At 72.4% G+C, this 19141-nt stretch carries 20 protein-coding genes; 10 read left to right on the plus strand and 10 right to left on the minus strand.

Translation table 11 applies throughout. From position 1 onward, the window contains the following. Positions 1 to 26: 26 nt before the first annotated feature. Positions 27 to 707, plus strand: a complete 681-nt coding sequence (locus C1A33_RS28555) for a TetR/AcrR family transcriptional regulator (protein ID WP_101834971.1) — start codon at positions 27 to 29, stop codon at positions 705 to 707. Between the two features lie 283 nt (positions 708 to 990). Here C1A33_RS28555 and C1A33_RS35405 read toward each other — a convergent pair whose 3' ends face one another. From C1A33_RS35405 to nadA, 6 genes are all read right to left on the minus strand, one after another. Then, a complete protein-coding gene (locus C1A33_RS35405) occupies positions 991 to 1734 on the minus strand; it encodes an enoyl-CoA hydratase/isomerase family protein (RefSeq protein WP_165818632.1) in 744 nt (247 codons plus the stop codon). Further along, positions 1731 to 4421 (minus strand): CaiB/BaiF CoA-transferase family protein, encoded by a 2691-nt coding sequence (locus tag C1A33_RS28565; RefSeq protein WP_101834973.1) that lies wholly within the window; start codon positions 4419 to 4421, stop codon positions 1731 to 1733. Before C1A33_RS28565 ends, C1A33_RS35405 begins: the two co-directional genes overlap by 4 nt. Positions 4422 to 4510: 89 nt before the next feature. Next, positions 4511 to 5476, minus strand: coding sequence for an aldo/keto reductase family protein (locus tag C1A33_RS28570; protein ID WP_101834975.1), 966 nt, complete (start codon positions 5474 to 5476; stop codon positions 4511 to 4513). 180 nt (positions 5477 to 5656) lie between these two features. After that, positions 5657 to 5998, minus strand: a complete 342-nt coding sequence (locus tag C1A33_RS28575) for a hypothetical protein (protein ID WP_101834977.1) — start codon at positions 5996 to 5998, stop codon at positions 5657 to 5659. A 154-nt stretch (positions 5999 to 6152) separates the two neighbouring features. Beyond that, the gene (locus C1A33_RS28580) at positions 6153 to 6755 is read right to left on the minus strand and encodes a DUF3043 domain-containing protein (RefSeq protein WP_101834979.1); all 603 of its coding nucleotides are present in this window, start codon (positions 6753 to 6755) and stop codon (positions 6153 to 6155) included. Beyond that, positions 6755 to 7900, minus strand: a complete 1146-nt coding sequence (gene nadA, locus C1A33_RS28585; protein WP_101834981.1) for a quinolinate synthase NadA — start codon at positions 7898 to 7900, stop codon at positions 6755 to 6757. The genes C1A33_RS28580 and nadA overlap by 1 nt, the downstream gene beginning before the upstream one ends. Positions 7901 to 8224: 324 nt before the next feature. On the opposite strand from nadA, the gene erpA reads away from it, so the two are divergent. Then, complete coding sequence (gene erpA, locus C1A33_RS28590) at positions 8225 to 8587, plus strand: iron-sulfur cluster insertion protein ErpA (RefSeq protein WP_101834983.1); 363 nt, start codon at positions 8225 to 8227, stop codon at positions 8585 to 8587. Positions 8588 to 8713: 126 nt separating this feature from the next. After that, complete coding sequence (locus tag C1A33_RS28595) at positions 8714 to 9691, plus strand: carbohydrate kinase family protein (protein WP_101834985.1); 978 nt, start codon at positions 8714 to 8716, stop codon at positions 9689 to 9691. A 245-nt stretch (positions 9692 to 9936) separates the two neighbouring features. Here the strand turns inward: C1A33_RS28595 and C1A33_RS28600 are convergent, their stop codons facing one another. Next, positions 9937 to 10179, minus strand: coding sequence for a sulfurtransferase TusA family protein (locus C1A33_RS28600; protein ID WP_101834987.1), 243 nt, complete (start codon positions 10177 to 10179; stop codon positions 9937 to 9939). Next, positions 10176 to 11327, minus strand: coding sequence for a cysteine desulfurase family protein (locus C1A33_RS28605; protein ID WP_101834989.1), 1152 nt, complete (start codon positions 11325 to 11327; stop codon positions 10176 to 10178). The genes C1A33_RS28600 and C1A33_RS28605 overlap by 4 nt, the downstream gene beginning before the upstream one ends. Before the next feature lie 259 nt (positions 11328 to 11586). Here C1A33_RS28605 and ctaC point away from each other — a divergent pair, with 259 nt between their 5' ends. From ctaC to ctaF, 3 genes are read left to right on the plus strand one after another with little or no spacing between them, the layout of a single operon-like run. Then, positions 11587 to 12468: an aa3-type cytochrome oxidase subunit II gene (gene ctaC / locus C1A33_RS28610; RefSeq protein ID WP_101834991.1), complete on the plus strand. Its 882-nt coding sequence runs from the start codon at positions 11587 to 11589 to the stop codon at positions 12466 to 12468. Continuing rightward, positions 12465 to 14147 carry an aa3-type cytochrome oxidase subunit I gene (gene ctaD / locus C1A33_RS28615; protein WP_101834993.1) on the plus strand — a complete coding sequence of 561 codons (1683 nt, stop codon included), beginning with the start codon at positions 12465 to 12467 and terminating at the stop codon, positions 14145 to 14147. The genes ctaC and ctaD overlap by 4 nt, the downstream gene beginning before the upstream one ends. A gap of 12 nt (positions 14148 to 14159) precedes the next feature. Further along, positions 14160 to 14561 (plus strand): aa3-type cytochrome oxidase subunit IV, encoded by a 402-nt coding sequence (gene ctaF, locus C1A33_RS28620; RefSeq protein WP_101834995.1) that lies wholly within the window; start codon positions 14160 to 14162, stop codon positions 14559 to 14561. 207 nt (positions 14562 to 14768) lie between these two features. Here the strand turns inward: ctaF and trpD are convergent, their stop codons facing one another. Together trpD and C1A33_RS28630 are read right to left on the minus strand one after the other, a co-directional pair. Further along, on the minus strand, positions 14769 to 15872 hold the full coding sequence (gene trpD, locus C1A33_RS28625; RefSeq protein ID WP_101834997.1) for an anthranilate phosphoribosyltransferase: 1104 nt from the start codon (positions 15870 to 15872) through the stop codon (positions 14769 to 14771). Between the two features lie 5 nt (positions 15873 to 15877). Next, on the minus strand, positions 15878 to 16306 hold the full coding sequence (locus tag C1A33_RS28630) for a response regulator transcription factor (protein ID WP_101834999.1): 429 nt from the start codon (positions 16304 to 16306) through the stop codon (positions 15878 to 15880). A 185-nt stretch (positions 16307 to 16491) separates the two neighbouring features. On the opposite strand from C1A33_RS28630, the gene C1A33_RS28635 reads away from it, so the two are divergent. The 4 genes from C1A33_RS28635 (at position 16492) to C1A33_RS28650 (ending at position 18758) form a co-directional block, all read left to right on the plus strand. After that, positions 16492 to 16935, plus strand: a complete 444-nt coding sequence (locus C1A33_RS28635; RefSeq protein WP_101835000.1) for a Fur family transcriptional regulator — start codon at positions 16492 to 16494, stop codon at positions 16933 to 16935. Continuing rightward, positions 16922 to 17362, plus strand: coding sequence for a rubrerythrin family protein (locus tag C1A33_RS28640; protein WP_101835002.1), 441 nt, complete (start codon positions 16922 to 16924; stop codon positions 17360 to 17362). Before C1A33_RS28635 ends, C1A33_RS28640 begins: the two co-directional genes overlap by 14 nt. 217 nt (positions 17363 to 17579) lie before the next feature. Further along, positions 17580 to 18176, plus strand: a complete 597-nt coding sequence (locus tag C1A33_RS28645) for a DUF3501 family protein (protein ID WP_101835004.1) — start codon at positions 17580 to 17582, stop codon at positions 18174 to 18176. Positions 18177 to 18293: 117 nt separating this feature from the next. Continuing rightward, positions 18294 to 18758 carry an SseB family protein gene (locus tag C1A33_RS28650; protein WP_101835006.1) on the plus strand — a complete coding sequence of 155 codons (465 nt, stop codon included), beginning with the start codon at positions 18294 to 18296 and terminating at the stop codon, positions 18756 to 18758. Positions 18759 to 19141: the final 383 nt, after the last annotated feature.

The following is a 19141-nucleotide window of genomic DNA, read 5'->3' on the forward strand; positions in this document are numbered from 1 at the left end:
CCCACCGGCCCCGCGCCCGCCACGGCATGAACCCGCCGCTCGCCCGCGTCGCGCCCCGGCCCGTCCTGCCCACGCCGTCGCCGCGGGTCGCCGAGATCATCACGGTGTCCCGCGAGCTGCTGGAGAAGGAGGGTGCCGAGGCGCTGACGATGCGCCGCCTCGCCGAGGTGCTCGGCATCCGGGCGCCGTCGCTCTACAAGCACATCAGCGGCAAGCCCCAGCTCGAGGCCCGACTCCTCGAGGCGAGCCTGCTCGAGTTCGGCGACGCGCTGCACACGGTCCTCGACCGCGCCGCGGCTGATCGCGCCGCGACCGGCGGTGCCGCCTCTGACCGTACCGCCGCGGCCGGTGGCGGCACGGGCGACCGGTCCAGCGGTCTCGGCGACGGCGATGGCGGTACCGGCACCGCCACCGTCGTCGACGCGCTGCTCACGGCCTACCGCGGCTATGCCCGCGCGCACCCGAACCTGTACCGCCTGTTCACCGCGGGCCCGCTGGCGCGCGACCAGCTCGCCCCCGGCGTCGAGGACTGGGCCGGCGAGCCGTTCTACCGGGCGACCGGCGACCCCTACCGCGCCCAGGCCCTGTGGGCCGCCGCTCACGGCACCGTCATCCTCGAACTCGACGGCCGCTACCTGCCCGGCTCCGACCTCGACCGCACCTGGTCCGCCCTCGCCGCCGCCTTCGCCGCTGCCTTCGCCGGCTGAGACCCCCTCAGCCCTGCAACCTCCGCCAGCGACCTCACCCACAGCGACCCGCGACCTGGGGTTTATGATCATCTCTGGTGTCGATGTCCGACCAGAACGCAGAGGACGGGCGGACTTCCTGCGGGCGGGAAGTGTGTGCGGGGGAGAGCGTCGCCGTGTCTCGAACCCCGCGGGTCGTGTCCGGTTTATCCCGCCTTCGCGACACGGGGCGCCGTGACACTGCCAGAACGCTGTCACGACCCGTCGGGACAACCCACACGAAGATCACAACCAGAGACGTCGTCTAGCGGCGCGGGAAGCCGAACAGGCGACCGAGCTCGGCGCCCTCGGCGGTCTCCCGGTCGATCACCGCGGCCGCCGCGTCGGGGCTGGCAAGCTCGGCCTGGCCGGCGCGCAGCAGGCGCTTCGTGCTGGCCAGCACCGCCGGCGGGAACGCGGCGATGGTCCTGGCGAGCTCGCCGACGACGCCGTCCAGTTCGTCGTCGGCGCAGCGGCGCAGCGCCAGCCCGTACTCGACCGCCTCCGCGCTGCTGATCCACCGGGAGGTGAACAACAGCTCGGCGGCGCGCTGCGGCCCGACCGCGCGGGGCAGCAGCACCGAGCTCATCGTCTCCGGCGCGGTGCCGATCTCCGCGAACGGCGCCCGCAGCCGCGCCGACTCGGCGACGACGACCAGGTCGCAGTGCAGCAGCAGCGTCATCCCCACCCCGACCGCCGGGCCGTGCACCCTGGCGACCAGCGGCTTGGACAGGCCGACGACGGCCAGCAGCATCGTGCGGAACGTCTCGGCGACGAGCGTCTGGTCGCTGCGGGGGATCTCGACGAGGTCCGCGCCGGCGCAGAAGGCCCGCCCGGCCCCGGTGAGCAGCACCACCGAGACTGAGTCGTCCGCGTCGGCCGCCGCCACCGCCGCTCCGAGCGCACGGTAGGAGTCGACCGTGAAGGCGTTGAGCCGATCCGGACGGTTCAGCGTGATCCGCCGGATGCCCCCGTCGTCGTGCACGAGGACGACCCCGGACTCGCTCACAGTGCGGCCTCCTCCCGCGCGGCCTCCCCGGACGCAGGTTCCCCGGAGGCGGCCTCGCCGGCGGTGGCTTCCGCGCGGGGGCTCCCGGGATCGGCGTCCTCGGGACCGGCGCCCCCGGAACCGGGTTCGTCGGGGCTGGGCTCGTCGTAGGCGGCCTCGCCGACGGTGACGCCGGGCAGGACGTCGCCCAGCTGCGCGTCGGTCGACACGCCTGCCGCGAACAGCTCGTCGGCGTCGAAACCGAGCTCGGCGAGGATGGCGCGGCTGTCCAGGCCGATCAGCAGCGCCCGGCCGGGCTGGCGTCCGCGCCCGGTCCGCCAGTCGGCGTAGGAGCGGGAGATCCGGATCCGGCCGTACCGCGGGTCGGGGACGATGTGGGTGAAGGCGTTGGCGCGCAGGTGGGGATCGTCGAGCACGCCGTGGAAGGAGAGGGCGGGCAGCGCCGGCACGCCGTGCTCGGCGAGCAGCCGGGCGGCCCGCTCGGTCGGCAGCGCCGCCAGGGCCGCGCCCAGCTCGTCCTCGGTGGCCACCCCGAGGGCCGCGCACAGCCGCCCGCGCCGCGCCGCGCCGTCCGCGGCGACGGCCAGCCAGCCGTCCGCGCAGCGGTGGTAGCGGTGTGCCGCGTCCGGGCCGAGATGGTTGACCGTGCCGCGGACCTGCGGCGGTCGTCCGGCGAAGTCGGTGAGTTCGGCGGACTGGAGGAACCCGGCGGTGCCGGCCAGCGACACGAACACCCGCTGGCCCGCGCCGCCGCGCAGCCGCGCGAACAGGGCGGCCAGCGTGCCCAGCGCCCCCAGCGCGCCGGTGCCGATGTCGACGATCGGGACGGGGGTGGGGGTCGGGTCGTCGGCGCCGCCCTGACCCTCGGCGAGGCCGCTGCGGGCCTGGAAGACCGGGTCGAAGCCGGGCGCGTCCGCGTACTGCCCGGCGTGGCCGTACGCGGACACCGAGGTGTGGACCAGGCCGGGGAAGTCGCGGGCGAGGTCGCCGGGTGCGAGGCCGATGCGCTCCAGCCGCCCGGGCCGCAGGTTCTCCAGGAACAGGTCCGCACCGCTCAGCAGGCCGACCAGCACGTCACGCCCCTGCGGCCGGGTGATGTCGAGGGAGATCGTCCGCTTGTGCTGGTTGGCGACGAGCACGGACATCGGGAACATCCGGAACGAGTCGCCGGTGGTCGACTCGACCCGCACGACGTCGGCCCCCCAGTCGGCGAGCAGCGCCCCGACGAACGGCCCGGCCAGGTAGGACGACGCGTCCACCATCCTGATCCCGTGCAACGGCAGCTGGTCCGCGTCCTCGTCCCCAGCCGCGTCGCCCGCGGCGGTGTCGACGGCGCCGGTGTCACCCGTGGCGGTGCCAGCGACGGCGGCCTCGGCGCCTACGGGCGCGGGCTGCACCGGGACGTCGACCCGTGCGCCGGACCACACCGCGCCATCGGCGGGCAGGTCCGCCACCTCGGGAAACTCGCCGACGGCCGCCGGCGTCCCGGCCAGGATGAACGGTGGGCCGGGCAGCCGGACCCGGCCCAGCTCCGGGTGTTCGCGGTACACGATGCCGCCGTTGGCGGCGACGATGTCGCTGGCGGCCCACTCGTCGCGAGTCCCGATCGGCGCGGCCGGCGCGTCGACGCTGGTCAGCAGGTCGAGCCACTCGGCCACCGGCCTGGTCCGGAACTCGGCCTCCAGCTCGGCGTTGACCAGGGCGCTGGCCTCGTTGTATCCCCAGATCTTCTGGATGTCCCCGTCGACGCCGGGCAGGACCAGGATGTCCATCCGGTCCAGCGCCTCCAGGGCCCGGAAGAACTGGTCCGGCGCGAGCGTGGCCAGGAAGAACCATCGGCCGTCCGACCCCTGGTAGGTGCGCCAGAACGGCAGGCTCGCCAGCCGCTGACTGGCGAAGACCTGCTGGTCGATGCCCGTCGGCGTCATCACGGCCATCTCCGCGGCCGCCGCGTGCAGCCCGCTGACGGCCACCGCCCGGCCCCGCCCGCCCTGGCGGTCCCGGGAGATGAGGCCGGCGATGGCCGCCGCCGCGCCGAGCGCGCCGTGCAGGTTCGTGATCACCGGCACGATCGGGGCGACAGGGCGTTCCACCGTCGCCGGGTAGCGGTCCGCGACGGCGGTGGCCGCGGCGAGCAGCAGCGGATCCTCGGGGACCTCCCGCCATGGCCCGTGCTCGCCGAAGGGCGGCAGCCACGCGTGCACGAGCGCGGGATGGTCCGCGGTGAGCGTGGCCGCGTCCAGTCCGGCGGCGGCCAGCCGGTCCGGCGTGTGATCGACGAGCAGCACGTCGGCGCCCTCGAGAAGCCCACCGAGCCCGTCAGCGGCACCGAGCCCGTCAGAGGCACCGAGCCCGTCAGCGGCACTGAGCCCGTCAGAGGCACCGAGCCCGTCAGAGGCACCGAGCCCGTCAGCGCCATCAGACCCGGCAGCGCCGGCGGGCACGCGTACCACTCGCTTGCCCCGATCCCAGCACAGCAGGCCGGGATCGGTGCCACCCGCTCCCGCCCCCGCGGCGGCCAACGGCAGGGTGGAGGACAACTGGTCGTCGCTGACCGGCGGCGATAACTCGGCGCGCACGACGTCCGCGCCGAGATCCGCCAGCAGCATCCCGGCCACCCGCCCGGCCCGGCCCTGCGTCACCTCCAGGACGCGCACGCCGCGCAGCGGCCCAGGACTTGTGCTCACCGGTCACCTCGTTCGATCGCGGAGGGTGGAATGTGGGCGTGGTCACGCCTTGCCCGTTTCTACCCTGGTCACCCGCGTGGAGGCGAGTTTCAGCCGGTGGTCACGACTCCGGCCAGCACGTCGTCGATCCGCTTGAGGACGGCCGGGTCCAGCGTCACCCCGGACGCGGCGACGTTCTCCCGGACCTGCTCCGGCCGGGACGCGCCGATGATCGCCGAGGAGACGTTGGGGTTCTGCAGCACCCAGGCGACGGCGAGCTGCGCCATCGACAGCCCGGCGTCGGCGGCGATCGGCCGCAGCTCCTGGACGGCGGTGAGCACCTCGTCGCGCATCAGCCGGGAGATGAAGCCCGCGCCGGCGCCGCCGGTCGCGCGGCTGCCCTGCGGCGGCGGCTGTCCTGGCTGGTACTTGCCGGTCAGCACGCCCTGCGCGATGGGCGACCAGACGATCTGCGAGATCCCGGCCTGCTCGCAGGCGGGGACGACCTCGGCCTCGATCGTGCGCCACAGCATCGAGTACTGCGGCTGGTTGGAGATGATCCGATCGAATCCGAGATCGCCGGCGATCCGCACCGCGTCGGTGATCTGCTCGGCCGTCCACTCGGACACGCCGACGTAGAGCACCTTGCCGGCGCGCACCAGGTCGTCGAACGCCCGCAGGGTCTCCTCCAGCGGAACCGACGGGTCGTACCGGTGCGCCTGGTAGAGGTCCAGGTGGTCGGTGCGCAGCCGGCGCAGCGAGGCGTGCGCGGACTCGATGATGTGCTTGCGGCCGAGGCCCTTGTCGTTCTCGCCGGGCCCGGTTGGCCAGAACACCTTGGTGAACAGCTCGTACGACTCGCGTCGGACGCCGGCGAGCGCGTCGCCGAGCACGCTCTCGGCGCGGGTGCCCGCGTACACGTCCGCCGTGTCGAAGGTGGTGATGCCCTCGTCGAGGGCGGCCCGCACACAGGCCGTCGCGGCCTCCGCCTCGATCTGGTCACCGTGCGTGATCCAGTTTCCGTAGGAGATCTCGCTGACCGCCAGTCCACTGCGCCCCAGGCGCCGATGCTTCACATGCCAAACCTATGGCCGGCGACCTGGCGGCCACCACTTGCCTGGCCGCCCGCCGGCCATGGTCCCGCCGGCCTGTGCTGCGGTGGCATTGCGCCGGCGTGGAGCCGGGACCGGGCTCGACGGCCGACGGCCCCGCTCCCTCCGCTTCCCGGCACCACAAGAGGTCTCAGGATGAGCCGTTCAGGTCCACCAGGTGACGGCTGACGGGTCTGAAACCAGACCGTCCGCCCAGTCGACATCGAGATGTCGGCCAGGTCCGCTCGGATCGGTGATCTCGTCGACAAAGATGATCCGTGCGAGCTCCTCCGTGGTCACGTTCGGGCTGAACATCGAAGCAAGCTCGGGCAGTACGTAGTGCTTGCCGATGACAGGACCGTCGGATCCCTCTCGGTATAGCAACACCACACTGTCGGCACCGAGGACGCGGCCGGCGACCCAGACCACATTCTCCCCGAGGATGCTTTTCGGGTCCTGGACCAGGTCGCGGACAAGTCTCACGAGAAGCGCCGGATCGTGGTGCATGGCTTGTCTCCTCCTCGTGAGCATCGACTCTGGCGAAGCTCACCACGAGGCGGAGGGGGATGCTCACCGTCCCCGGTCGGGGACGGTCGGGCGTGGCCGCGGGTCGGGCTCTGGCCGCGCTCACGGTGGACCAACGGCTACGGCCTGGGGTCGGCTACGGCCTGGGGTCGGCGCGGGAGACCCGGGGACGCGGCAGGCGCCAGCGCCGCGGCAGGAGCGCGCGTTGGGCGGCATAGGCGCGCACGCGGACGCGGGAATCCGGGTAGTTCGCGGCCACCCGCCGGCTGACCTGCATGGACAGCACGATCGAGTCGACCACGACGGCGAGGATCCCGAACAGCATCAGCACCGTGGCGGCGAGCCGGATGACGCCGTTGGGCACCAGCCCGCCGATGAAGTAGATCACCGCGGCGATGAGGAAGAACGGGCCGACGTTGATCCGGGTGTCGACGAAGTCGCGGGCGAGGACCCGCTCCGGGGCGCGCTCGCGCGGCGGCAGCCGGCTGACGTCCCCGGACATCATCGCCGCCCGGTACTCCTGGCTCTGCTTGCGCCGGGCGGAGCGTGCCTCCTGCTTGTTCGCGGGCGCGCGGGTCGCGGCGGTGGTGCGGGCGGCGCGGGCGTCGGACCGCTTGGGCGTTGGACGGCCCTTGCCCGCGGTGCGCCGAGGATCGTCGGCGAATTCCGTCTCGACCTCGTCGACCTGCTCGGTGTCGGGTTCCGGAGCGGCGCCCCCGCGCCGTGGGAGCAGGGCCATCAGGGCAGTGCCAACATCTGATCGAGTGCCTTCCGGGCATAGGTGGCCACATCCGGATCGACGGTGATCTGGTTGACGATCTCGCCGCGGGCGAGGGACTCCAGTGCCCACACGAGGTGTGGCATGTCGATCCGGTTCATGGTGGAGCAGAAACACACCGTACGGTCCAGGAAGACGATGGTCTTGTCGGGGTGGCGGGTCGCGAGGCGGCGGACCAGGTTCAGCTCGGTGCCGATGGCGAACGCCGAGCCGGGTGGGGCCGCGTCGACGACGGAGATGATGTACTCCGTCGAGCCGACCAGATCCGCCCCGAGGACGACCTCGCGCTGGCACTCCGGGTGCACCAGGACGGTCACCCCGGGGACGCGGGCGCGCACCTCGTCGACACTGGCGCGGGTGAACCGGCCGTGCACCGAGCAGTGGCCGCGCCAGAGGATCATCTTCGCCTCGCGCAGCTGCCGGGGGGCCAGCCCGCCGCCGGGGCGGCGCGGATCGTAGACCACGCAGTCGTCCTCGGTCATCCCCAGCTCGCCGATGGCCGTGTTGCGGCCGAGATGCTGGTCGGGCAGGAACAGCACCCGCTCGCCGCCGCGCTCGCCGAACGCCCAGTCCAGGGCGCGCTTCGCGTTCGACGACGTGCAGATCGTGCCGTCGTGACGGCCGGTGAACGCCTTGATGGCCGCCGAGGAGTTCATGTAGCTGACCGGGACGGTGCCCGCGGCGGCGCCGGCGTCGAGCAGGTCGTCGAAGGCCTGCTCGACCTGCTCGGCGGTGGCCATGTCGGCCATCGAGCAGCCGGCGGCCAGGTCGGGGAGGACGACCCGCTGGTGCGGCCCGGTGAGGATGTCGGCGCTCTCCGCCATGAAGTGGACGCCGCAGAAGACGATCGCCTCGGCCTGCGGGCGGGCGGCGGCCTGCTGGGCGAGCTTGAACGAGTCGCCGGTGACGTCCGCGAAGGCGATGACCTCGTCGCGCTGGTAGTGGTGACCGAGGACGAACACCCGGTCGCCGAGGGCTGCCTTGGCGGCGGCGGCGCGGGCCGCGAGGTCGGGATCCGCCGCGGGCGGCAGCTCGCCGGGGCAGTCGACGCCGCGTTCGCTGGCCGGGTCCGACCCGCGGCCGAGCAGCAGCAGGTTGATGGTCATGGCGACTCCTCCGGTCGACCGGCCGTATCGGGCCTGGCCGCCTCCGTCCACGAATGGTCGATGAGACTCTAACTCCGATTGGCCATCGTATGCGTGCTGACGTGCGAGGCGAGGTGACCGGCGTCTCGCTCTGGTCCGGACAGCGACGTGGTCGCCTGCCAGGAGCCTCGCTACGATGGGAAGCGGATCCCGTCCGCTGGTGTTGGGCCGACCAGAAGCTTCGACACTGAAGCTGGGCACGTAGAGCCCATAGAGCGCAGTACCCGACCGGAACCACGAGAGCCTCTCGCCAGGCTTGTCACAGTTAGGGCAGGAGTAGTCCCCATGACCGTTCAGGACACGACGGAGACCGTGGCGCAGCCCTCGAGCGTCATCCTCACCGACACCGCCGCCGGCAAGGTGAAGAACCTGCTGGAGCAGGAGGGTCGGGATGACCTCAAGCTGCGCATCGCGGTGCAGCCCGGTGGCTGCTCGGGCATGCGCTACCAGCTGTTCTTCGACGAGCGCTCGCTCGACGGCGACACCGTCCTGGACTTCACCGGCGTCAAGGTCGCCGTTGACCGGATGAGCCTGCCGTACCTCGGCGGCGCGACGATCGACTTCGTCGACACGATCGAGAAGCAGGGCTTCACGATCGACAACCCGAACGCGCAGGGTTCCTGCGCCTGCGGCGACTCGTTCCACTGATCGCCTGACGGAACCCGCCGCGCCCGGATCCTCTCCGGCCGCGGCGGGTTCCGTGTTTTCCGGGTGTGGGTGGGTCCACCGAGGGTGTGGGTGGGTGCCCCGAGGGGGCGGGTAGGCTCCACCATCGTGCGTATCGCCGTGACGGGTTCCATTGCCACCGACCACCTCATGCGCTTTCCGGGCCGGTTCGCCGAGCAGTTGCTCGCCGACCAGCTGCAGAGCGTGTCGCTGTCCTTCCTCGTCGACGAGCTTGTGATCCGGCGCGGCGGAGTGGCGGCCAACATCGCCTTCGGCCTGGGCCGGCTCGGCCTGCGCCCGATCCTCGTCGGCGCGGTCGGCGAGGACTTCGCCGACTACCGCTCCTGGCTGGAGCGGCACGGGGTCGACGCCACCTCGGTGCACGTCAGTGAGATCGCTCACACCGCCCGGTTCGTCTGCACCACCGACGAGGACCTCAACCAGATCGCCTCCTTCTACCCGGGCGCGATGAGTGAGGCCGCCGGCATCGAGCTGCTCCCCATCGCCGAGCGGTTCGGCGGGCTCGACATGGTGATCGTCAGCCCGAACGACCCGGCCGCGATGGTGCGCCACAGCCAGGAGTGCCGCGAGCGCGGGTACCCGTTCGCGGCCGACCCCTCCCAGCAGCTCGCCCGGATGGACGGCCCGCAGATCCGCGAGCTCGTCGCCGGCGCCGCCTACCTGTTCTGCAACGAGTACGAGAAGGCCCTGCTCGCCAGTAAGACGGGCTGGACGGACGAGGACATCCTCGCCAGGGTCGGCGTGCGGGTCACCACCCATGGCAAGGACGGCGTCGTGATCGAGGCGCCGGAGAGCGACCCGATCCGCGTCCCCGTGGTTCCCGCCCGGGCCACCCCGGACCCGACCGGCGTCGGCGACGCGTTCCGCGCCGGCTTCTTCGCCGGGCTGTCGTGGGACCTGTCGCTGGAGCGGTCCGCCCAGGTCGGCTGCCTGCTCGCCACCCTGGTGCTGGAGACCGTGGGCACCCAGGAGTACTCCGCCGAGACGTCCGAGGTGGTCAAGCGGATCACCGAGGCCTACGGCGCGGACGCCGCCACCGAGATCGCCGCCCACCTGCCCGCCTAGGTTGTGTGTCTCGGGTTGCGATCTTCGCGGCGCCCGTTCGCGGCAGCCCGTGTCGCATAATCCGGGCAGAACGGACGGGCAGGCGCGAATTCGCGACACGGTGGCGCTGTCTCCCGTACACGCTTCCCACCCGCGGGAGGTCAGCCCGATTTGCGGCTTATGGGGAGCGGCCGAACCCGGGCCCGGGTTGTGATCTTCACAACCGTTGGCACGAGCTTCGTCCAGAGGGCCGAGGCGGCGTGGTGCTAGCTCCGGCGGCGGATGACGAACTCCTCGCCGCCGTCGGGGAGCGTGCGGGTGGAGACGAGCTCCTGATCCCGCAGCCGGCACCAGGCGGCCACGTCCGGGCCGGCGGCAGGGTCGTCCGCCCACAGAGCGATGGTGGCGCCGACGGGGACGGCGCCGAACGCGCGCGCCAGGTCGATGATCGGCAGCGGGCAGCGGCGGCCGCGCGCGTCGATGACGCCGTCGCGCCGGGGCTCGCTCATGCGCCGAGGTGGGGGGCGCCGAGGCTGGCCCGGACCGAGCGGACGACGCCCGGCAGGACGTCGAGCAGGGCGTCGAGGTCGGCCTGGGTGGAGTCCCGGCCGAAGGACACCCGCAGGTTGCCGTGGGTCAGCGCGCCCATCGCGACCAGCACGTGGCTCGGGGTCAGCACGTCCGAGGTGCAGCTGGAGCCCGAGCTGACCGCGATCCCGGCCCGGTCCAGCCCATCCAGCAGCGCCTCGCCCTCCACGTACAGGCAGGAGAAGGCGCTGATGTGCCCCACCGTCGGCGCCACGGCCGGGTCGCCGAGCAGCTCCACGTCGTCGATCAGGGACGGTAGCCGGCGGCGCAGCTCGGCGACGTGGCCGGCCAGCCGCGGGGCCTCCTCGGCGATCTCCGTGGCGCGGGCGGCGAGCGCGGCCGCGGCGGCGACGACCGACGGGACGTCCGGGAAGCCGCCGGCGGCCGCGTCGGGCCCGGCCCCGGGGCGGGGATCGCGCCAGCGGGTGCCGGTGCGCACCACGAGGATGCCGACGCCGGCCGGGCCGCCGTACTTGTGCGCGCTGGCGGTCAGCAGGTCCGCGCCGAGCGCGCCCAGGTCCACCGGGATGTGGCCGACGGTGACGGCGGCGTCGGTGTGCAGGGGTACCCCGGCGTTGTGCAGCCGCTCAGCGACCTCGGCCACCGGCTGCAGGGTGCCGACCTCGTGGTTGGCGTGTTGGAGGCTGGCCACGGCCGTGCCGGGAACCGGGGTGAACGCCGCCGGGTCGACCCGGCCGAGGCGGTCGACACCGACCTCGACGACGCGGCCGCCGGCCTGTTCGTGATGGCGGGCCGCGTGCAGCACGCTGGAGTGCTCGACCGCGCTCACCATGACGGCGTCGCCGGCGCGGCGGCGAGCGGCGGCGGTGCCGAGCAGGGCCAGGGTGGCGGCGGTGGCGCCGCTGGCCGTGAAGCTGATCTCATCTGGCCGGGCGCCGAGCACCCCGGCGACCGTCTCCCGGGCGGCGTCGAGGAGCCTGCGGGCGTGGCGGCCCTCGCGGTACAGGCGTGCGGGGTCGGCCCAGCCCTCATCGAGGGCTACCAGCAGCGCCTGCCGGGCGACGGGGTGCAGGGGAGTGGTCGACGCGTGGTCGAGATAGGCCGGCACGGGCCTGACGCTACGCCGGAGAACCGGCCGGGACGGGGCCCGGCGGGGGTCTTCGTCACAGCCCCTTGATGGGGCCTGAGGCGAGAAGCTGCCGAGCCGCTGAGATACGCTGCTGCCGCACCATCTACAGCGTGTCGAAGACAGCCTGTCGTCCGGCGGGATCTACCGGGGTGACATGGCGTTTGAAGGGGTTTCGCGGGCACCGGTGGACGGGGTTCGCCGTGCGGCGCGAGCCGCTAGTCGTGGGAGGCAGGACCTGGTGAGGAGATCCTTCGGTCGGACCCGGCCGTCGGTCGCGGATGTGTCCGCTGGCGCTGGAGCCGGCCGGGCCGGCTCGCGCGGGCGGCGCCTGCGACTGGTCGGTCCGCTCGCGCTCGTGGGGCTCGCGGCGACCGCCTGCGACAGGCCGAACTTCGGCTACCCCGATGGTGTGACGAATCATTCGCCGCGCCTGCTGAATCTGTGGCAGGGCTCGGCGATCGCCGCCCTTGTCGTCGGCGTAATCGTGTGGGGCATGATCCTCTACGCGGTGGTGGCCTTCCGCCGCCGCAGTGACGTGCTGCCGCGTCAGGTGCGCTACAACCTGCCGGTCGAAATTCTGTACACGGTCGTACCGGTGGTCGTGGTGGCGTCGATGTTCTTCTACACGGCGCGCGACGAGTCCGAGGTCACAAAGCTGTCGGCCCATCCGGATGTGACGGTCGACGTCATCGGCTTCCGGTGGAACTGGCAGTTCAAGTACATCGACCCCGGCACCGGCCAGACGGGGCCGAACCAGATCGAGGTCACCGGCCGGCCCGGTGAGCCCGCGGTGCTGGTGCTCCCGCAGGGCCGCTCGATCCGGTTCGTGGAGACGTCGCCGGACGTCATCCACTCCTTCTGGGTGCCCGAGTTCCTGTTCAAGCGGGACGTCATCCCTGGGCGGATCAACCAGTTCGAGCTCACCGTCACCAAGACCGGAACGTTCATCGGTCGGTGTGCCGAGCTCTGCGGAACCGACCACGACCGGATGAACTTCTACGTGAAGGTCGTGCCGCAGGACGAGTACAACAAGTTCATCGCGGACCGGCTCAACGCCCCCGTCGCGTCCACCTCGGTCGCGGCGTCCGCGAGCACCGCAGCCACCGGGAGCGGACAGTGACCCTCGTGCACGAACCGGGTGTCGGCCACGCCGAGCCCGAGCAGCCTCATCTACCCAAGCGGACGAACCTGCTCGGGTACCTGCGCACGACGTCCCACAAGGACCTCGCGGTCATGTACTTCGTGACCTCGTTCGCGTTCTTCCTGTTCGCCGGCATCATGGCGATCATGATGCGGTCCGAGCTCGCCCGGCCGGGGCTGCAGTACTTCTCCAACGAGCAGTTCAACCAGCTGTTCACCATGCACGGCACGCTGATGCTGCTCATGTTCGCGACGCCGATCGCGTTCGCGTACGCGAACTTCCTGATCCCGCTGCAGATCGGCGCTCCGGACGTCGCCTTCCCGCGGCTGAACGCGCTGTCGTACTGGTTCTTCCTGTTCGGCAGCCTCACCGTGGTGGCCGGCTTCCTGACGCCGAACGGAGCCGCGTCGTTCGGCTGGTTCGCCTACGCCCCGCTGAACAACGAGGTGTACTCACCGGGCGCCGGCTCCGACCTGTGGATCATGGGTCTGGCCGTGTCGGGTCTCGGCACCATCCTCGGTGCCGTCAACATGATCACCACGATCCTGTGCATGCGCGCCCCCGGCATGACGATGTTCCGGCTGCCGATCTTCTGCTGGAACTTCCTGGTCACGTCGATCCTCGTGCTGATCGCGTTCCCGGTGCTCGCCGCGGCGCTGCTGGCGCTGGAGGCCGACCGCCGCTTCGGCGCGCACGTGTTCGACGCGGGCAACGGCGGCGCACTGCTGTGGCAGCATCTGTTCTGGTTCTTCGGGCACCCCGAGGTCTACATCCTGGCGCTGCCGTTCTTCGGCATCGTGAGTGAGATCCTGCCGGTGTTCTCCCGCAAGCCGCTGTTCGGCTACAAGGGCCTCGTCTACGCCACCATCGGCATCGGCGCCCTGTCGGTCGCCGTGTGGGCGCACCACATGTTCGTCACCGGCGCGGTACTGCTGCCCTTCTTCGCGTTCCTGTCGTTCCTCATCGCGGTGCCCACCGGCATCAAGTTCTTCAACTGGATCGGCACGATGTGGCGCGGGCAGCTCACCTTCGAGACGCCGATGCTGTTCTCCATCGGCTTCCTGGTGACGTTCCTCTTTGGTGGTCTCACCGGCGTGCTGCTGGCCAGCCCGCCCATCGACTTCCACGTCAGCGACAGCTACTTCGTCGTCGCGCACTTCCACTACGTGATCTTCGGAACCGTCGTGTTCGCGGCCTACGCCGGGACCTACTTCTGGTTCCCGAAGGTGACCGGCCGGATGATGAACGACCGCCTCGGAAAGATCCACTTCTGGACGGTCTTCCTCGGCTTCCACGCCACCTTCCTGGTGCAGCACTGGCTGGGCCTGAAGGGCATGCCGCGGCGCTACGCCGACTACAGCCCGACGGACGGGTTCACCACGCTGAACACGTTCTCGACCGCCGGCTCGTTCCTGCTGGCGATCTCGACGCTGCCGTTCATCTACAACTTGTGGCACTCGTACCGGAAGGGTCAGCTGGCGGTCGTCGACGACCCCTGGGGCTACGGCAACTCGCTGGAATGGGCGACCTCCTGCCCGCCGCCCCGGCACAACTTCCGGTCGCTGCCCCGGATCCGCTCCGAGCGGCCGGCGTTCGACCTGCACTTCCCGGCCACCGTCGGCCGGGTCGACTACCATGCGACACCCGAGATCGGTTAGGGCGGCGATCGTATGAAGGTGGAAGGCATCATCTTCAGCTTCTTCGGCATCTTTGCCGGGGTCGTGGCGCTGGTCTACTGGTTCTGGGCGAAGGACCCGACCGGCACCGCGGCGCTCACCCTCACCACCGGGCTCGGCCTGCTGGTGGGCGGCTACCTCATCTTCACCGGCCGCCGGATCGGCATGCGACCGCAGGACCTGCCCGACGCCGAGATCGCCGACGGTGCGGGCGAGCTCGGGCACTTCACCCCGGGCAGCTACTACCCGTTCTTCATCGGCGCGAGCGCGGTGACCGCGGCGATGGGGTTCGTCTTCGGCATCTGGCTGGTCGTCCTGGGCGGGGCGCTGGTCGTCACGTTCGTGACCTGCCTGGTGTTCGAGAACTTCTGGCACCCGCCGATTCCCGAGGACTGAGCCCGCGGCGCCGAGCGCGGCACGACCGACAGGGGCCGGGCAGCCCACCTCACGGTGGCGCTGCCCGGCCCCTGTCGCGTTGCCTGAGGTCTGTCGCGTTGCCTGAGGTCTTGTCGCGCCCGGGTTGTCGCGGCCTGCTGGCTCAGGAGGCCGCCCATGGTCCGCTGCCCGCCCTGGCCCCGCTGTGCCCGCCCCTTGGCCGGCGGCTCAGCTCCTGGCGGCGGCCTGGCTGGCGTCCACCCAGCCGGCGAGAACCCTGCCGGCGGCGCCGGAGTCGAGGGCGTCCGCGGCCGCGGGCAGGGCGGCGGCGATCTGCTCGGCGACCGGGGCCGTCGTCGGGCCGCCGGCGGCGACGAGGGCCGCGGCCGCGGCGAGCAGCACCGCGTCGCGGACCGGGCCGGGCTCACCGGCGAGTACCCGGCGGGCCACGGCCGCGTTGTGCGGGGCGTCAGCGCCGCGCAGGAGGGCGACATCCGGTACGTGGATGCCGACGTCGCGCGGGTCGAAGCGCTCCCGGCGCGGCTGGTCCGCCGCGCCGACGACCCACACGGTGGACGTCGTGACCGGGGTGAGCTCGTCGAGGCCGTCGTCGCCGCGGAAGACCAGCGCCCGGGTGCCGCGGTCGGCCAGGACCTGGGCGACGACGGGGGCGAGGCGCGGGTCGGCGACACCGATGGCCTGGGAGCCGGGGCCCGCCGGGTTCGTCAGCGGGCCGAGGATGTTGAACGCGGTGGGCACGCCGAGATCGCTGCGTGGGACCGCCACGTGCCGGAACGCCGGGTGGAAGATCCGGGCGAAGCAGAAGGCGATGCCGGCCGCCGCCAGCGACTCCTCCACCCCGGCCGGCGGCAGGTCGACGACCACGCCCAGCTCGGCGAGCAGGTCGGCGGAGCCGCAGGACGACGACGCCGCGCGGTTGCCGTGCTTGATCACGGGCACGCCGGCGCCGGCGACGACGAGCGCCGCCATCGTCGAGATGTTGACCGTGTTCGAGCGGTCGCCGCCCGTGCCGCAGGTGTCCACCGCGCGGGCGCGCGTCTCGTCGGGGACGCGCAGCGGCGCGGCGTGGGCGAGCATCGCCTCGATCAGGCCGCCGATCTCGGCGGCCGTCTCGCCCTTGGCCCGCAGGCCCACGGCGAGGCCGGCGATCTGCGCATGCGACGCGGCGCCGGCCATGATCTGGTCCATCGCCCACGCCGTCTGCCCGCGGGAGAGAGACTCGCCGGCGAGCAGCGTCCCGATCAGCTCCGGCCAGCTCGACGCGACGGTGCTGGCGGAGGCGGGAACCGGGGCGGCTGCCTCGACGGTCACCGCCGTCAGCCGGCCAGCTGGGCGCCCGTGAGCGGCCGGCGCGCGGCCGCCCCGCCGGCACGGGCCCGCAGCAGGGTCACGACCGCCTCGGTGAGCTGGCCCGGGTCGACCGGGTGGGTGACGACCGCGTCCGCCTGCGACCAGGTGGCGAGCCAGCGGTCATCCGGGCGGGCGACGAGCAGGATGGTGGGCGGGCAGTCGGCGACCTCGTTCTTGAGCTGCCGGCACAGGCCCATGCCGCCGCTGGGGGTGGCCTCGGCGTCGAAGATGCAGAGGTCCGCCTCGTGATGATCGACGACGGCGATGGCCTCGGTGGCATCCGCGGCCTCGGTGAACGCCAGCGGGCCCACGTCCTCGGCGGGCTGGCGGCCGAGGACGGAGATGACACGCGCGCGCACGTCAGCACGGTCGGCGTAGACGAGGACGGTCTTCATGGCGTCCGCGGCCCTTCCCGAGTTGCGCCCGCCGCTGGCCGGCGGCGCGATCCGTCCCGAAGATTACCCGGTCGGGCGCGGGTCCGCGTGGCGTCCCGGTTGCCCCCGGGTGGGGCCGGTTGCCCTCGGGCGGCCTAAGGAGTGATACTGAGAGTCGTTCTCAATGAAGCCGACGGGCGTGACTGATGACCGACCAGACCGATCTTCGACTGACCCCCCAGCGGATGGCCGTGCTCGAGGTCCTGCGGGCCGCGGACGACCACCCGACGGCCGCGGAGGTGTACGAGCGGGTGCGCCGCGCGTCGCCGGGGATCGGCAGCGCTACGGTGTATCGCACTCTGGCGCTGCTGGTGTCGACCGGTCGGGCCCTGGAACTCACCCTGGGTGACGGCGCGGCGGCGCGGTACGACGCCAACACCCGTCGGCACGACCACGCGGTCTGTGACGGCTGTGGCCGGGCGGTCGACCTCGATCATCCCGTCCCCGACGGGATGATGGCGGAGATCGCGCGCCGCTCGGGTTTCGCCATCACCGGCTACGACCTGCAGTTCCGGGGACTGTGCCCGGACTGTCAGGGCTCGGACCGTCAGACAACCCCCTCCGAAGGAGCGCTCCATGCCGAAGCTTGACGGCACCAAGACCCACGAGAACCTCAAGGAGGCGTTCGCCGGGGAGAGCCAGGCGAACCGGCGTTACCTGTACTTCGCCCGCCGGGCCGACATCGAGGGCCTCACCGACGCGTCCTCGCTGTTCCGCGACACCGCGGAGGGCGAGACCGGCCACGCGTTCGGCCACCTCGACTTCCTCGCCGAGGTCGGCGACCCGGCCACCGGCGAGCCGCTCGGCACCACCACGAAGAACCTGGCCAGCGCCGTGGCCGGCGAGACCTACGAGTTCACCGCCATGTACCCCGGCTTCGCGAAGACCGCCCGCGAGGAGGGCTTCGAGGAGATCGCGGACTGGTTCTCGACCCTCGCCCGGGCGGAGAAGACCCACGCCGGCCGGTTCAAGAAGGCCCTCGACGCGCTCAACGCCGAGGAGACCGCCGACGCCTGAGCGGCGCCTGGTACCTCGGCTCCACGCGGCACGGGGCTCGTGGCGCCGCACCGCGCTGAGCTGAGCTGAACCGCACCGGCGGCCGGCCTCCCGGGCGTTCCCGCGCCCGGGACCGGTCGCCGGCGCCGTTCTCGCACCATTCCCACCGACTTCCCGCCGACTCCTACCGACCACCGACTCCTACCGACCACCGTCCGTCCGGACAGGAGGCCGCATCATGGCGCTCACCGTCGCCGACATCACCACCGACCACCAGGCGTACGCGGCGCGTCGACCCGAGCTGCGCCGGGAGATGCTCCCTGTGCGCGCCGAGCGCCGCGTCCGGGTGGGGGACATCGTCGTCGTCGAGTTCGAGAACGAGCAGACCCTGCGCTACCAGGTGCAGGAGATGGTCTACACCGAGCGGCTGACCGCCTCCGCGGACGTCGCCCACGAGGTCGAGGCGTACTCGCGGCTGCTGCCGGGCAGTCATGTGCTGACGGCGACCGTCTTCGTCGAGCTCGCGGTCCTCGAGACGGTGCGCGAGGAGCTGCGCCGCCTCGCCGGGCTGCAGCACAGCGTGTTCCTCGAGATCGGTGGCCGGCAGGTGGCCGGGCAGGAGATCCCCGGCCTCGACGAGGACCCGGACGTGCCCACCGAGACCGTCTCGGTGCACATGGTGCGCTTCGTCCTCGACGACGAGCTGCGCGACGCGTTCCGCGATCCCGCCGTGCCGGCGGAGCTCGTCGTCGACCATCCCGAGTACAGCGACGGCACGCCGCTGACGGGCGCGACCCGCCGGGCGCTGATCGCCGACCTGGCCCTGCGCGCCTGACGAACATCCGCGAACGGGAAACTTGTCGGGGCTGGGCTGTTCGGCGGCGCCGTGGCCGGGTACCCGGGCCTTACGGCACGACACGTCAGCACGTTCATCCACGTCAAGGGAGTCCCCGTGACCGATGACCAGCTACGTCCCGACAGCGTCCCCGGCCCCGCGGCCCTCGCGGGGGTGCCCGGCGCCCGGGCGTCCGAGCAGGGCAGCGCGGCCCGAGCGGCCCTGCGCCGGCTGGCCGCGGGGGAGGACGAGCGTTCCGCGCTCGGCGACCTGGCGCTCGCCGACGTCCTGCTGCCCGATCTCGGCAACGAGGTCAGCGACCTCGCGGACGAGGACAGCGACGTCCTGCAGCTGCCCGTCGCCGAGCGCCAGGACGGCACGCAGTTCGTCCCGACGTTCACCTCCGAGCACCGCCTCGCCGAGGCCCTGCCCGAGGTGGACCGCTACCGGACCGTCCAGATCGCCACCCTGGGCCGGATCTGGCCGTCCGACGACCTGCTGCTCGCCGTGGACCCCGGCTCCGACGCCGGGATCGCGCTGCCGGCCGAGGGCCTGCGCGCCCTGGCCGCGATGTCCGGCTGAGCCATGTCGAGACGCCCGGGCGGTTGAGACTCGCCTGGGCGATGCCGTCCGGCCGGACGCCGTCGTTCGGCCGGACGATGCCGTTCGGCCGGACGGTGCTGTCCGGCCGGACGGTGCTGTCCAGCTGGCGAGGTCCCGCCGAGCCCGTCCGCGGGGGACTCCCGGTGCCGCGCGTGCCGACCGGCCCGGTGCGCGGGTGCCGGGCGACCCGGCTCAAGGGGAGGACGCGGGACGGGTGAGGCACGCAACATCCGTCGAGATCGACCCGATCGGTGGGCTTTTTTCGCGGGGGTCGACCTCGGGTCCGTGGCCTGCGTTTCTCCTTGTGGTGCAGCGGTTTGCGCGGTCTGTGCCGGGCTCCGCGCGCCGCCGCGGGTCGGTCA

Origin of the sequence: Frankia canadensis (assembly GCF_900197875.1) — a bacterium.
GTDB classification, from domain to species: domain Bacteria; phylum Actinomycetota; class Actinomycetes; order Frankiales; family Frankiaceae; genus Frankia; species Frankia canadensis.

Bases quoted from the DNA above. Each gene is read 5' to 3' on its own strand.
- C1A33_RS28555 (WP_101834971.1), top strand. From the start codon at position 27: ATGAACCCGCCGCTCGCCCGCGTCGCGCCCCGGCCCGTCCTGCCCACG.
- C1A33_RS28575 (WP_101834977.1), bottom strand. From the start codon at position 5,998: ATGCACCACGATCCGGCGCTTCTCGTGAGACTTGTCCGCGACCTGGTC.
- C1A33_RS28580 (WP_101834979.1), bottom strand. From the start codon at position 6,755: ATGGCCCTGCTCCCACGGCGCGGGGGCGCCGCTCCGGAACCCGACACC.
- nadA (WP_101834981.1), bottom strand. From the start codon at position 7,900: ATGACCATCAACCTGCTGCTGCTCGGCCGCGGGTCGGACCCGGCCAGC.
- erpA (WP_101834983.1), top strand. From the start codon at position 8,225: ATGACCGTTCAGGACACGACGGAGACCGTGGCGCAGCCCTCGAGCGTC.
- C1A33_RS28600 (WP_101834987.1), bottom strand. From the start codon at position 10,179: ATGAGCGAGCCCCGGCGCGACGGCGTCATCGACGCGCGCGGCCGCCGC.
- ctaF (WP_101834995.1), top strand. From the start codon at position 14,160: ATGAAGGTGGAAGGCATCATCTTCAGCTTCTTCGGCATCTTTGCCGGG.
- C1A33_RS28630 (WP_101834999.1), bottom strand. From the start codon at position 16,306: ATGAAGACCGTCCTCGTCTACGCCGACCGTGCTGACGTGCGCGCGCGT.
- C1A33_RS28635 (WP_101835000.1), top strand. From the start codon at position 16,492: ATGACCGACCAGACCGATCTTCGACTGACCCCCCAGCGGATGGCCGTG.
- C1A33_RS28640 (WP_101835002.1), top strand. From the start codon at position 16,922: ATGCCGAAGCTTGACGGCACCAAGACCCACGAGAACCTCAAGGAGGCG.
- C1A33_RS28645 (WP_101835004.1), top strand. From the start codon at position 17,580: ATGGCGCTCACCGTCGCCGACATCACCACCGACCACCAGGCGTACGCG.